Source organism: Sagittula sp. SSi028 (assembly GCF_048553715.1).
GTDB lineage: Bacteria > Pseudomonadota > Alphaproteobacteria > Rhodobacterales > Rhodobacteraceae > Sagittula.
Window position 1 is genome coordinate 103,147 of sequence record NZ_JBLZNC010000008.1, and the last position, 14,395, is coordinate 117,541.

Here is a 14,395-nt window from a genome sequence, read left to right on the forward strand (position 1 = left end):
GTCGAGGTCAGCCGATGGGTGAATTTCAGGCAACGGTTATTGTGCCTGCCAGCAACGAAGCCGCGTTGATCGACGGTTGCCTGTCCGCGTTGGCCGCGTCGCGTGGTGTGACAGGGGCGGTGCAGGTCATTGTGGTGCCCAACGGCTGCCACGATGACACGGCGGCGCGCGCGGCCCGACATGCTGATGGCTTTGCCCGCATGGGTTGGCAGCTGTTGGTGCATGAGGTCTCGGAGGGCGGCAAGCTGCTGGCGCTGAACGTCGGGGATGGTTTGGCGCAGGCGGGCACGCGGATTTATCTGGATGCGGATGTCACCGTCTCGCCGGATCTGGTGGCGCAGGTGATTGCGGCCTTGGATAGCGATGCGCCGCGATACGCCAGCGGGCAGGTCCGGATCACCGCGCGCAGTTGGGCCAGCCGTGCCTACGCGCGGATCTGGCGGCAGGTGCCGTTCATGCGCGCAGGCGTGCCGGGCTGTGGGCTGTTTGCGGTGAACGCCGCCGGGCGCGGGCGGTGGGGGGCGTTTCCCGATATCATCTCGGATGACACCTATGTGCGGCTGCTGTTTGCGCCGCAGGACCGCATCGGGGTGCCGGCCCCCTATGATTGGCCCATTGCCGAAGGGATGCGCGCGCTGGTGCGGGTGCGCCGCCGACAGGACGCAGGTGTCACCGAGATCGAAGACCGCTTTCCCGAGCTGTTGGCAAATGACGACAAGGCGCCCTTTCCGATGCGTGAAAAGCTGGGGATGGCGCTGCGCGATCCCGTGGGCTTTGCGGTCTATGCCGGTGTCGCGCTGGCAGTGCGCTTGACTGCCGGGCGCGCCACAGGCTGGAGCCGTGGACGATGAGCCTGACCGCGAAATGGGCTGCCCTGCGCGGCGATGGTCTGGGCGCGCGGGTGATGCGGTCGTCCTTGCTGACGGTGGGGGGATTCGGGTTTAGCCAGATGATCCGGCTGGCGTCGAACCTGATCCTGACGCGGCTGCTGTTCCCCGAAGCCTTTGGCCTGATGTCGCTGGTCATGGTCTTTCTGATGGGGCTGTACCAGTTCAGCGACGTCGGCGTGGTGCCCGCCATCCTGCAAAGCAAACGGGGCGATGATCGCGACTTTCTGGATACGGCATGGACGATGCAGGCGGTGCGCGGGGTCGGGCTGTGGCTGGTGGCCTGTGCGCTGGCATGGCCGGTGGCGCAGATCTACGACGCGCCGGAGCTGGCCTTGATGCTGCCTGTGGCGGCGCTGACGCTGGTGATTGATGGCTTTCGCCCGACCTCCATGATTACCGCAAACCGGCATTTGCTGCTGGGGCGCGTCACGCTGCTGGATATGATCACGCAGCTTGGCGGTGTGATCGCGGCGGTGGGGTTGGCATGGTGGTGGGGATCGGTCTGGGCGCTGGTGGTCTCCGCGATTGTGGGCTCGGCGTTGCAGCTGTGGCTGAACATGCGGTTCCTGCCCGGTCCGCGAAACCGCTTCCTGTGGGAGGCCGAGGCCCGCACCGAGCTGTTCAGCTTTGGCAAATGGGTGTTTCTGGCCACAATCGCGGGGTTCTTTTACAATCAGGCGGATAAGATCCTGATGGGTAAGCTGCTGCCTCTGGATGTCTTTGGTGTCTACAATATCGGGTTTTTCTGGGCGTCTTTCCCGCTGATGCTGGGCAATATGGTGACGCAAAAGATCCTGATCCCGATCTACCGCGATACCCCACCGCGTAACAGCCCCGAGAACTTTGCCCGCCTGCGCAAGATGCGGGTGGCGGTGACGGCGCTGTTGCTGGGTTTCGTCGGCGTGTTTGCCATGGGGGCGGATTGGCTGGTCCAGCTTTTGTACGATCCGCGCTATTGGCAGGCGGGCGGCGTCGCCGTGGTTCTGGCCTGCGCGCAGATGCCGGTTCTGATCGTGATGACCTACGATCAGGCGGCACTGGCTGCGGGCGATTCGCGCCGGTTCTTTGTGCTGGCGGTGGCGCGGGCGGTGCTGGTCTGGATCGGTCTGTTGGCAGGTGTCGCCATGGCGGGGCTGCTGGGGGCGCTGATCGGCATGGGGCTGGCCTATCTGGCCGCGTATCCTGTTGTGGTCTGGCTGGCGCGGCGCATGGGGGCATGGGATGCGCTGCATGACCTGTGCTTTGCGGCCATGGCGGTTGGTTTGGCCGCGCTTGCGCTATGGTTGAACTGGGGCGCTGTTCAATCCTTGATCAGCTAAAAGCGCGTCCCGAACGGATAGGGTCTTTGTTCTGATGTGAGATTGGGTTTCCCCAGTTAACCAAGTATTGTGCAGCAGCAGTGAACAAAACTTTGCCCAATACGACGCTTTCTAAGAGTGAAATCTAAAATCCGCCGTATTTGCGGCGTATTCTGCGTGGGTGAGGTTCCGGCAATCGCCGGTGGCGGGTAAAGTGGTGGAGCGGACATGACGCAATCCTTTGGCGAAAATGACATCGCAATCGTTGGCATGGCCGCTCATCTGCCCGGTGCCGAGGATATCGCCGCCTATTGGCGCAACCTGCGCGATGGGGTGTCGTCGATCCGCCGCCTGTCCGAGGATGACCTGCGCGCCGCAGGCGAAGACCCCGGCCTGATGCGCCACCGCGACTACGTACCTTTTGCCGCGCCGCTGGACGGGTTCGCTGAATTCGATGCCGATTTCTACGGGCTGTCGCCCAAGGATGCGGCGATCATGGACCCGCAGCATCGGCAGTTCCTTGAAGTGGCGTGGGAAGCGCTGGAAACTGCGGGCCACGTCCCCGAAGGGTTCGACGGGCAGATCGGTGTTTTTGCCGGCTGCGGGATGGGGTCGTATTTCTACTTTAACGTCTGTTCCAACCCCGATCTGGTGGACACCACGGGGATGTTCCTGCTGCGCCACACGGGCAATGACAAGGATTTCCTGACCACACGATTGAGCCATGTTCTTGATCTCAAGGGGCCATCGGTGAATCTGCAGACCGCCTGTTCCACGTCCCTTGTGGCGGTGCATTATGCGGCGCAATCGCTGTTGAACGGTGAATGCGACATGGCTTTGGCCGGTGGGGTGACCATCGAGCTGCCGCAGGGGCGCGGCTACCTGTACAAGGAAAACGAGATCCTTAGCCCCGACGGGGCCTGTCACGCCTTTGACCATCGCGCGCAAGGGACTGTGTTCGGGTCGGGTGCGGGGGTCGTGGTGCTGCGCCGCATGGAAGATGCGGTGGCCGACGGGGACCACATCTGGGCCGTGATCAAGGGCACGGCGGTGAACAACGATGGTGCGGCCAAGGCGGGCTATCTCGCCCCTTCGGTCGAGGGGCAGGCGCAGGCCATCGCCGAGGCGCAGGCGGTTGCGGGCATCAGCTCTGACACGGTGGATTACGTGGAATGCCACGGCACCGGCACGTATCTTGGCGATCCGATCGAGGTGGCGGCGCTGACACAGGCGTTTCGGGAAACCTCTCAGGCGGAGGGGCATTGCCGCATCGGTTCGGTCAAGACCAACATCGGCCATCTGGACACGGCGGCGGGGGTGGCATCGCTGATCAAGGCGTCACTGGCCCTGCATCACGGGCAAATCCCTGCCTCGCTTGGCTATGAGGCGCCAAATCCGGCCATCGCGTTTGACGGCTCGCCCTTTGCGGTGAACGACAAGCTGACGGATTGGCCGGTGCGCCCTCATCCGCGCCGTGCCGGGGTGAATTCGCTTGGCGTGGGGGGGACGAATGCCCATGCGGTGCTGGAAGCCGCCCCCGAAATGGCGGCGTCCGAGGACAGCGACTGGCCGTTCCAGATACTGACAGTGTCCGGCCGCAGCAAAGCGGCGTTGGAGGCCAATGCAACCCGTTTGGCGCAGCACCTGCGCGCGCATCCCGAACAGTCTTTGGCGGATGTTGCATGGACGCTGAAAGAAGGGCGTCGCGGGTTCGAGCGGCGCATGGTTGTGGTGGCCGAAACCCACGCCGAGGCCGCGGATTTGCTGGAAGGCGGCCAGCCGCGCCGCCAGCACGTGCACAGCCCGCTCGAGCGTCCCGAAGTGGTGTTCATGTTCCCCGGCGGCGGGGCGCAATACGCCGGCATGGCGCGGGATCTGTATGAAACCGAGCCGGTTTTCGCAGAGTGGATGGATCGCGGGCTCGATCATCTGGAGGCGCTGGAGGACAGCGTGGATTCAGGTATTTCCACCAAGGAAAAACACAAGCTGCGCGCGCTTTGGCTGCCGGAGGGGGATAGGGCGGCGGCGGATGCGGCCTTGTTGCGTCCATCGCTGCAGCTGCCCCTGATCATGATCACGGAATATGCGCTGGCGCAGATGTGGATGGGCTGGGGCGTACAGCCTGCGGCGCTGACCGGACATTCCATGGGGGAGAATACAGCCGCCTGTCTGGCGGGTGTGATGTCCTTTGAGGATTGCATCGGTCTGGTGCATTTGCGCGGTCGGCTGTTCGACAGTGTTCCTGCTGGGGGCATGTTGTCTGTGGGGCTGGCGGCGTCGGATCTGAAGCCGCTTTTGGGCGATGATCTGGATCTTGGCGTGGTGAACGGCGCGGAGCTTTCAGTGGCGTCGGGGCCGGTGGCCGCCTTGGATCGCTTGCAGGCGACTTTGGCGGCGCAGGAGATTGATTGCCAGCGGATCGGGATCGATATTGCGGCCCACAGCCGGATGCTGGACCCGATATTGGAGCAGTTCGAGGCCTATCTGCGGTCGATCAAACTGTCGGCGCCGCAAATCCCGCTGACGTCGAATGTCACCGGTGGCTTGATGACGGATGCGCAGGCGATGGACCCGGCCTATTGGGTGGCGCATCTGCGTGGCACCGTTTTGTTTTCCGATTGTCTGGGGGCGGTCGCCTCTGATCGGCGGGTCATGTTGGAGGTCGGGCCGGGCAAGGCGTTGACGTCACTGGCGCGCCAGCATGCGGAGGTCCCTGCTCAGGCTGTCTTGTCGTCTTTGCGGCACCGCGATGAGGTGATTTCCGACGACAAGCATATGTTCGAGGTTCTGGCTCGGTTGGCCGCGCTTGGGGTTGAGATCGACTGGACGCAGGTTTGGGGGGGGGCGCGCCGGTCGCGGGTGGTCTTGCCGACCTATGCATTTCAACGGCAACGGTACTTTATCGAACCGGGGCAAGAGGCCGCGCCGCGTGCCACGTATCTGACGCGCAGTGATGATGTGTCCGGTTGGGGGTGGAAGCCGGTGTGGCGGCCCCGCGCTGCCGAGGTCGAAATTGACGTGACGCATGGGCTGGTGGACAGTGCCCCCCAGGTCTGGCTGATGTTCATGGACGAGACGGGGCTGGCCGCGCGGATGGCGGATCGGCTGCGGTCTGCGGGTCATCAGGTGGTCGAAGTCCGGCCCGGTGATGCCTTTGCCCGCGTCGGAGAGGGCTATGTTCTGGCGCCCGAGCGGGGGCGTGAGGGCTATGACCAGTTGATGGCGGATCTTGCCGCGCGGGGGCTGCTGCCGCAGCGGATCGGGCATTTCTGGCTTTTGACCGAAGGGGAGCAGCATCGTCCGGGGTCGTCTTTCTTTCACCGCCTGCAGGAGCACGGGTTCTACAGCCTGCTGTTTCTGGCGCAGGCGCTGGATGGCGAAGGGGTGCCTGCGCCGCTGCATATCACCGTTGTGACCAATGGCGCGGCACGGGTGCGCGACGAGGTCTTGCCCTATCCGGCCAAAGCGACATTGGCGGGGCCTGTCCGGGTGATCCCGCGTGAATTGACCGGGGTGAGCGTGTCGACGCTGGATATTGTTTTGCCCGCGGTCGAGGCCGCGCCGGTCTGGGCGCGCGGTCGTGCGCGTGCGCAGGCGGAGGCCGCGCAGGCTGCGTTGGACATGCATGTACTGGAAGAGTTGCTCGCCACGCCGGGCAACGACCAAGCGGCTCTGCGACAGAACCGCCGTGTTGTGCAGGCGATGGCCCCCGTGGTGCTGGCGCCCGCCGATGCCGGTGTGCCTGAGGGCGGCGTGGTTCTGATCACCGGTGGATTTGGCGGCATAGGTCTGGCGCTGGCGGCAGATCTGGCATCGCGCGGGGCCAAGCTTGCCCTGTTGGCGCGCCGTGGTTTGCCGGATCGTGAACAGTGGGCGGCCTATCTGGACCGGCATGCCCCACAGGACACCGTGGCACAGCGGATCCGCGCAGTGCAGATGCTGGAGGCGGCAGGGGCCGAGATTCTGGTGGTGGCTGCTGATGTGTGCAACGCGGACCAGATGCGGGCCGCGCGCGACACCATCGAGGCGCGTTTCGGGGCGGTGACCGGTGTGATCCATGGGGCGGGCGTCATTGCAGATGGGCCGCTTTTGTCGAAATCGCCATCGCGGGTCGAGGATGTGTTCACGCCCAAGATCCACGGCGCGCAGGTTTTGGGCGAAGTGTTTCCGGATGGCGATCTGGCGTGGATGGCCTTGTTAGCGTCCTCTTCGACAGTGACGGCCCCTGCGGGGCAGGTGGACTACGTCGCCGCCAATGAATTCCTGAATGCCTGGGCGCAGGCGCAGTCGGGTCAGACCCGCGTTGTTGCGCTGAACTGGGGGATCTGGAACGAGGTGGGCATGGCGGCAGAGGCGGTCGCCGCGCGGCGGGGTGATCTGCCAGCGGTCCCGCGCGAGGCGGTGGATGCCCCGATGCTGGATGAAAAGACGTTTGACGCGGAGGGTAACCGTGTCTTTGCCGCGTCTTACACCGCCAGCGATTGGTGGATCGCCGAGCATCGGACCCGCGCAGGCGATGCCTTGTTGCCGGGGACGGGATACCTCAGCCTTGCGGCGCAGGCGCTGCGGGCGCATCACGAGGATGGCCCGTTTGAAATCCGCGACCTCAGCTTTCTGCGGCCGCTAAAGGTTGCCGAACAAGGCGCGCGCGCGGTCGAGTTGCGTTTGATGCGCAGCGACAGCGGCTATGAGTTCGACGTCTCTGCCGATGTGATGCTGAACGGGCGGGCGGGCTTTGCTGCCTGCGCCGAGGGGAGCCTGTCGCTGTTGCCGATGGCCGCGCCTGAGACGCTGGATCTGTCTGCCATTCGGGCGCGCTGTGGCGCTGTGCGCGAGGCCGGTGGCGCGCCTTTGGTCAGCGCGCAGGAGGTGCATCTGGATTTTGGTCCGCGGTGGAAGGTGCTGCGCAGCGCCGCCTTTGGCGCGGGCGAGGGGGTCGCCGAGCTGGAGATGAATGCCGCCGCCGCGCAGGACAACTGCCCCTTGCACCCGGCCCTGATGGACATTGCGACCGGCTGGGCGATGGAGCTGATCGATGGCTATCAGGCCACCCATCTGTGGGTGCCGGTGCGCTATGCGGCGGTGCGCGTCTATCGGAATCTGCCGGATCGTGTGGTGTCATGGGTGCGCAACGCTGCCGACAACCGTGCAGATCGCGAAACGGCGGTCTTTGACGTGACCCTCTGCGATGCCGAGGGCAATGTCTGCGTCGATCTGCGCGGGTTCACCATCCGCAAACTCGCGTCTGTGTCCGTGTTGTCGGCCACGCCTGCGCTGACCGCAGCCGAGGTGCGCAGCACCGATGACAGCGCGCCCCAGGCCCTGTCCCCCGCCGAAGAGCGTCTGGCCCACAACCTGAGCCAGGGCATCCTGCCGCATGAGGGCGTGGACGCCTTTCATCGGGTTATGGCCAGCGGCGAACGTCAGGTGGTCGTATCGTCAATGGAGCTGCCGGCGCTTGTGGCGCAGGCCTCGGTGGTCGAGGCCGCAGCGCAGCAGTCCTTTGACCGGCCACAGCTTGAAAGCGACTATGTCGCCCCCGAAGGCGAGATCGAGGAACGGCTTGCCGGATTCTGGCAGGATCTGCTGGGCGTGTCGAATGTGGGCGCAGAGGACAGCTTTTTCGATCTTGGGGGGCATTCGCTGATCGCGGTGCGCCTGTTTGCCATGGTGAAAAAGGCGTTCCGCGTCGACTTCCCCATCTCGGTCCTGTTCGAGGCCCCCACCATCCGCGCTTGCGCCGCGTTGATCGAGGCGGAGATTGGCCCGATCACCTCGGGGGCGTCGGATGCAGCAGCGGCCGCGCCACAGCGACGGTTCCGCCATCTGGTGGCCATGCACGACGGGGACGGGGGGCCGCGCCAGCCGTTTTTCCTGATCGCTGGGATGTTCGGCAACGTGCTGAACCTGCGCCATCTTGCGCATCTGCTGGGCACGGATCGTCCGTTTTACGGCGTGCAGGCGCGCGGCCTGTATGGCGGCGAGGCTCCGCATGAAACCATCGAGGATGCCGCCCGCGACTACATCGCAGAAATGCGTCAGGTGCAGCCGGACGGGCCGTATATGCTGGGCGGCTTTTCCGGTGGGGGGATCACCGCCTACGAGATCGCCCGTCAGCTTGAGGCCGCAGGCGAGCAGGTGTCGCTGGTCGTTATGCTCGACACACCGCTGCCGCAGCGCCGCCCGCTGGAATGGCGGGACCGTTTGATCATCCAGATGCATAAGGCGCGGGACAAGGGGCTGGGCTATCCGTTTGTCTGGGCGCGCAACCGGATCGCGTGGGAGATCGCGAAACGCCGCGCGGTGCCGGATACGCAGGCGCAGCACGGGTTCCACAACGCCGAAATCGAGGCGGCCTTTTACCGTGCGATCAACGCCTATCAGGTCCAGCCTTGGGATGGTCGGCTGGAGCTGTTCCGCCCGCCCTTGCGCGGCACATGGACCGTCTCCGGTGGCCGCTTGGTGAATTCGGAACGCACCTATGTGCTGGACGACAACGATTGGCGCACGGTCGCACCGCAGGTGTCCGTGCACGAGGTGCCGGGCGATCACGACTCCATGGTTTTGGAACCAAATGTGCGTGTTCTCGCAGCCCAGATGCGCCGCGTGATCGAGGACGCCGAAACCAAGGGCGGAGAGGTCGTGGCCTTTCCAAGCCACGCGGCGGAGTAGGCCATGTCACGTATTCTGGTTGTCTCGCTGAACTATCGCACTGCGGATATGACCCTGCGGTCGGTGCGCGCAGCCCTGACCGCCATGCAGGGGCTGGAGGCGGAACTGGTCATTGTGGACAACGATTCCGGCGATGGCTCTTTTGACCGTATGCGCGCTGCAATCGCGGCGGAGAACCTGCCGGTGCGCCTTCTGCAATCGGGGCGCAATGGCGGGTTTGGCGCTGGCAACAACGTGGGCATTCGCGCCGCGATGTCGGATGGGTCCGCACCGGATTACGTGTATCTGCTGAACTCCGACGCCTTTCCGGCTGCGGATGCAATCCGCGCGCTGCGCGATCATCTGGACACCCACCCTGAGGCAGGCTTTGCCGGCTCCTACATCCATGGCGAAGACGGTGCGCCGCATCACACGGCCTTTCGGTTTCCGTCCATCTGGTCTGAACTCGAAGGGGCGGCGCGGTTCGGCCCTGTCTCGCGGCTGCTGGCCGCGCATCGGGTCTGGATGGACATTCCGCAGCAAACGCAGCCGGTGGACTGGCTGGCGGGCGCGTCGATCATGATGCGGCAAAGCGTGCTGGATCAGATCGGGCTGTTTGACGAGACGTTCTTTTTGTATTTCGAGGAAACGGATCTGTGTCTGCGGGCGGCGCGTGCGGGTCATCAGACACATTTCGTCCGCCAAAGCGAAGTGGCCCATATCGGGTCGGTGTCCACGGGCATGAAGCGCTGGGCCAGAATTCCCCGTTACTGGCTGGACAGCCGTTGGCATTACTTCACCAAAAACCACGGGCGTGGCTATGCGGTGTTGGCGAGCTTGGCGCATGGCGTGGGCGGTGTGCTGTGGCGTGGGCGTCGCTTGCTGACCGGCAAGGCCGCGGCGGACCCGGACCATTTCCTGCGCGATCTTTTGGCCCATGATCTGCGGGCCGCCCTGCGCCCCTTGCCCACACAAACCACGCCAGAGCAAAGAGGCTGTGATGTCCAAATCTGACTGCGTCCTGATCGGGAACGACACGTTGACCGTGCAATGCGGGGATATGGTGCTGGCGCGCGGGCATCGGCTGCGCGCGGTGGTCACACATGACACCGCTGTAGAACGTTGGGCGCGGGCGCAGGGCATTGCGGTCGAACCCTACGGGGCGGATCTGGCGGCGCGTCTGGGGGCGGTCGACTGGCTGTTGTCGATCGCCAATCTGGAGATCATCTCCGCTGATGTGTTGGCCTGTGCCCGCCGTGGCGCGGTTAATTTCCACGACGGCCCCTTGCCCAAACATGCCGGTTTGAACGCGCCGGTCTGGGCGCTGCTCGAGGGTGAGCAGCGCCACGGCATCACTTGGCACATGATCGAAGGCGGCGTGGACGAGGGGGATATCCTTGTTCAACGGCTGTTCGACGTGTCCGAGACGGACACCGCGCTGACCCTGAACACCAAGGCGTGGGAGGCCGCGCTCGACAGTTTTCCGGCGGTGCTGGACCAGCTGGAGCATGGTCTGGAACGCAAGCCGCAGGACCTGACGGGGCGCAGCTACCATGCCCTGCGGGACCGCCCCGAAGGACACGGCCAATTGGATCTGACACGGCCCGCGTCCGAGGTCATGCGACAGGTGCGGGCATTGGATCACGGCCCGTATTGGAACCCGCTGTGCGTGGCGAAACTGCGCACGCATGATGCGGTGTGGCGCGTGGTCTCTGCCCGCATGGTGGCGCAGGACGCGCCAGCGGGCACGGTGTTGTCAGTGGATGACGGGGTGACCTTGGCCTGTGGCAGCGGCGCCATCGCGCTGAAGCTGACCCGCCTGTGCGGGGCAGCTGTCGACCCGGCTGAGATCGCGCAAATCGGGGACCGCCTGCCGCTGTCTGTAACCGGAGATGCCGCCGCCGCCGTGCAACATGAAAAACGCGCCCGCCGCGCCTTTGCCAGCTATCGGCCAGCCAGCCTGCCGGTCTTTGGCACCCCAAGTGGCGAGATCGCGCAGCGTCCGCTGACACGCGCCATCACCGCGCGGGATGTGGCGCTTTGGGCGGCGCAGATAGCTGGTCAGGCGGTGGATCTGGCGTTTGCGGATGCGGGCAACGAATTGCAGGGCGACTGGGCCTTGTGGCGCGACGACAAGGTGATCCCCTTTGCCCGTGATCTGTTCGTGCGCGCGCCAGAGCTCGACTGGCCAGAGACGCCTGCCATCGCCTTGGGCGTGAGCTTTGTGGCGGGCAGTGCGATCACGGTCGATGTGGCGGCGCAGGTTCTGCACTACGACACCGGATGCATCGCGCCGCAGATGGCAGAGATTTTGGCGATCCGTCTGGATCAGGGACAGGCCTTTCCCGACAGCGAGGCTGCGCTGATCGATGGTTGGAACGCCACAGGCCTTGACCACGACACCGCGCTGACAATGCAAACCGCGTTCGAGGCGCAGGTCGCCCGCACGCCGGATGCGGTGGCGTTGATTTTCGAAAACCAGCGGCTGTCCTATGCGGATCTGAATGCGCGTGCCAACCGTGTGGCCCATCTGTTGCGCGACATGGGGGTGGGACCGGATCATGTGGTCGGGCTGTGCGTCAGCCGCTCTGTCGATCTGATGGTCGGGGCGTTGGGTATTCTCAAGGCGGGCGGGGCGTACCTGCCGATGGATCCGGGCTACCCTCAGGACCGTCTGGATCATTTTGTCGAGGACAGCGGCGCGCAGGTCATCGTCACACAGGCCGCCATCGAGGCCCGCCTGCCACGGCATGATGCGCAGGTTCTGGTGCTGGATGCCGAACCACGCCTGTCCGAGATGCCGGCTGATAACCCCGCACCCTTGGCCGGGCCGGAACATCTTGCATACATGATTTATACAAGTGGTTCGACCGGCAAGCCCAAGGGCGTGATGATCGAACACCGCAACGCCGTGAACTTTTACGCCGGTATGGATCAGCACATCCCGGCGCAGGGTGTCTGGCTGGCGGTGACATCGCTGTCCTTTGATATCTCCGTGCTGGAGCTGTTCTGGACCACAGCGCGCGGGTTGTGCGTGGTTCTGACCGGTGATGAGGACCGTGGCCTGATTTCCAACGGGCCCCTGCCAACGGTCGGCGGCATGGATTTTTCGCTGTATTACTGGGGCAATGACGACGGGGTGGGGCGCGACAAATACCGGCTGCTGCTGGAGGGGGCCAAATTCGCCGATGCGAACGGCTTTGTTGCGGTCTGGACGCCGGAGCGGCATTTCCACGCCTTTGGCGGTCCTTACCCGAACCCGTCCGTGACCGGAGCGGCTGTGGCGGCGGTCACGCAGAACATCGGCGTGCGCGGCGGGTCCGTGGTCGCGCCGCTGCATCACCCCGCCCGCATCGCCGAAGAATGGGCCGTGATCGACAACCTGACAAACGGGCGCGCGGGCATGGCCATTGCCAGCGGCTGGCAGCCTGACGATTTTGTCCTGCGACCGGAAAACACGCCCCCCGACAACAAGCCCGCCATGTTAGAGGCCATCAACACCGTGCGGCGTTTGTGGCGTGGCGAAGCTGTGGCCTTCCCACGCAAAGACGGCACTCCGCATGAGGTCATCACACAACCGCGTCCCATGTCCGCCGAGCTTCCGGTTTGGGTGACCACCGCTGGCAATCCGGCCACGTGGAAAGAGGCGGGCGCCAATGGGTGTCACGTGCTGACCCACCTGCTGGGCCAGACGGTCGAAGAGGTCGGCGAGAAGATCGCGTTGTACCATGACGCGTTGCGCGCGGCGGGCCATGACCCGGCGGACTTCAAGGTCACGCTGATGCTGCACAGCTTTATCGCTGAAACACGCGAACAGGCCCGTGAAATTGCGCGCGGCCCGATGAAGGATTACCTCAATTCGGCCGCTGGTCTGATCAAACAATACGCCTGGGCCTTTCCCGCGTTCAAACGCCCCGAGGGCGCAAGCAACGCCTTTGATCTGCAACTCGACGGATTGGACGCGTCCGAAATGGACGCCATTTTGGACTTCGCCTTTGAGCGGTATTTCAACGACAGCGGGCTGTTCGGCACGGTCGAGGATGCTTTGGCCCGCGTTGAACAGGTCAAGGCCATCGGGGTGACGGAAATCGCCTGCCTGATCGATTATGGCATCGACAGCGACACCGTGCTGGAGGGGCTAAAGCCCCTGTCCACTGTGGTCGCCCGCGCGAACGAGACACGCGAATTGGCAGAGGATGACTATTCCATCGCGGCGCAGATCCTGCGGCATGGTGTAACCCACTTGCAGTGCACACCGTCCATGGCGCGCATGATCGCCATGAACGACGAAGCGCGCGTGGCGTTGCAAAATGTACAACATGTATATTTGGGTGGGGAGCCGCTGCCGGGTGCTTTGGTTGCGGAATTCGCGCAGATCACCGATGCCACAGTAACGAATATGTATGGCCCGACAGAGACGACGATCTGGTCATCCTGCACCCGTGCCGATGGGGCTGAGGCGGTGACCAACATCGGTCTGCCTTTGGCCAATCAGCGGCTCTATGTCCTTGACGATGCGCGCGCACCGGTCCCGATTGGGCAAGAGGGCGAGCTTTGGATTGCGGGTGATGGGGTGACGCGGGGCTACTGGAACCGGCCGGAGCTGACCGCCGAACGTTTCGTCGCAGATCCCTTCCATGGGGGGCGCATGTACCGCACCGGCGATCTGGTGCGCCGTCGCGGCGATGGGGCGCTGGATTTCATCGGGCGTGTCGACAATCAGGTCAAAATCCGCGGCTACCGGATCGAGCTTGGCGAGATCGAGGCGGCGCTGGAGGCTGTGACCGGCGTTTCGCAGGCCGTTGTCGTCGCGCGCGAGGATACACCGGGCGATGTCCGTTTGGTGGGCTACTACACGGGCGCTGCGCAGGACGAAGCGGCTTTGAAAACCTCTCTCGCACGGGACTTGCCGTCCTTTATGGTGCCCGGCCGTTTCATGCGCGTCGACAGCTTTCCGCTGACCCCCAACAAGAAGGTCGACCGCAAGGCGCTGCCCAAACCGCAGACAGCAACCACCTCGGCACCAGAGGTCGTGACGCCTGCGCCAACGACACCGAGCAACGTGACAACCGGAGCTGATATCGACGCGGTGCAATCCCGTGTCGCGGCGGTTTGGCAGCGGTTCCTTGGCGGTGGCATGCCGCGCGGTGGGGACAGTTTCTTTGACCTTGGCGGGCATTCGCTGTTGGCGGTTCAGGTGCATCGTGCACTGCGCGAGGAGCTAGGGGCGGCCAAGCTGTCGATCACCGATATCTTCCGCCTGCCGCGGCTGTCCGATCTGTCGGCCCGCGTGGCAGAGCTGGTCCCGCAGGACAGCACTGCCCCGGCTCCCAGGCCCGAGGACGCAGCCCCGCCTCCTGCCAGCGGGCGGGCCAGTGCACGGTCCGACGCCATGGCCCGCCGCAGGGAGATGCGCGCGCGCAGAAAGGCCTAGGACGGTCGGTTCAGTCGCGCAAAGGTGGCGAAAATGAGGCGCGGAATTCCAATCGGGGGACGCAGTGTTTCCAAATTGGGCCGCCCTAACTGTGGTTAAATTGGGGCAAATTTGCTAGTTTG

Annotated in this window: 5 protein-coding genes; all 5 read left to right on the forward strand. The window is 64.5% G+C overall.

Annotated features, from left to right (window positions below):
- Nucleotides 1–14: 14 nt before the first annotated feature.
- The 5 genes from ACN5AZ_RS15430 (at nucleotide 15) to ACN5AZ_RS15450 (ending at nucleotide 14,273) form a co-directional block, all read left to right on the forward strand.
- A complete protein-coding gene (locus ACN5AZ_RS15430) occupies nucleotides 15–851 on the forward strand; it encodes a glycosyltransferase (RefSeq protein WP_419429792.1) in 837 nt (278 codons plus the stop codon).
- The gene (locus ACN5AZ_RS15435) at nucleotides 848–2,209 is read left to right on the forward strand and encodes an oligosaccharide flippase family protein (RefSeq protein ID WP_419429793.1); all 1,362 of its coding nucleotides are present in this window, start codon (nucleotides 848–850) and stop codon (nucleotides 2,207–2,209) included. The genes ACN5AZ_RS15430 and ACN5AZ_RS15435 overlap by 4 nt, the downstream gene beginning before the upstream one ends.
- Before the next feature lie 207 nt (nucleotides 2,210–2,416).
- Nucleotides 2,417–8,860 carry a type I polyketide synthase gene (locus ACN5AZ_RS15440; RefSeq protein WP_419429794.1) on the forward strand — a complete coding sequence of 2,148 codons (6,444 nt, stop codon included), beginning with the start codon at nucleotides 2,417–2,419 and terminating at the stop codon, nucleotides 8,858–8,860.
- 3 nt (nucleotides 8,861–8,863) lie between these two features.
- Nucleotides 8,864–9,853: a glycosyltransferase family 2 protein gene (locus ACN5AZ_RS15445; protein ID WP_419429795.1), complete on the forward strand. Its 990-nt coding sequence runs from the start codon at nucleotides 8,864–8,866 to the stop codon at nucleotides 9,851–9,853.
- Nucleotides 9,840–14,273, forward strand: a complete 4,434-nt coding sequence (locus ACN5AZ_RS15450) for a MupA/Atu3671 family FMN-dependent luciferase-like monooxygenase (protein WP_419429796.1) — start codon at nucleotides 9,840–9,842, stop codon at nucleotides 14,271–14,273. The genes ACN5AZ_RS15445 and ACN5AZ_RS15450 overlap by 14 nt, the downstream gene beginning before the upstream one ends.
- The last annotated feature ends 122 nt before the right edge of the window (nucleotides 14,274–14,395 follow it).

What these genes read in the sequence shown, in the direction of transcription:
- ACN5AZ_RS15430 (WP_419429792.1), top strand. Translation starts at nt 15, where the DNA reads ATGGGTGAATTTCAGGCAACGGTTATTGTGCCTGCCAGCAACGAAGCC.
- ACN5AZ_RS15435 (WP_419429793.1), top strand. Translation starts at nt 848, where the DNA reads ATGAGCCTGACCGCGAAATGGGCTGCCCTGCGCGGCGATGGTCTGGGC.
- ACN5AZ_RS15440 (WP_419429794.1), top strand. Translation starts at nt 2,417, where the DNA reads ATGACGCAATCCTTTGGCGAAAATGACATCGCAATCGTTGGCATGGCC.
- ACN5AZ_RS15445 (WP_419429795.1), top strand. Translation starts at nt 8,864, where the DNA reads ATGTCACGTATTCTGGTTGTCTCGCTGAACTATCGCACTGCGGATATG.
- ACN5AZ_RS15450 (WP_419429796.1), top strand. Translation starts at nt 9,840, where the DNA reads ATGTCCAAATCTGACTGCGTCCTGATCGGGAACGACACGTTGACCGTG.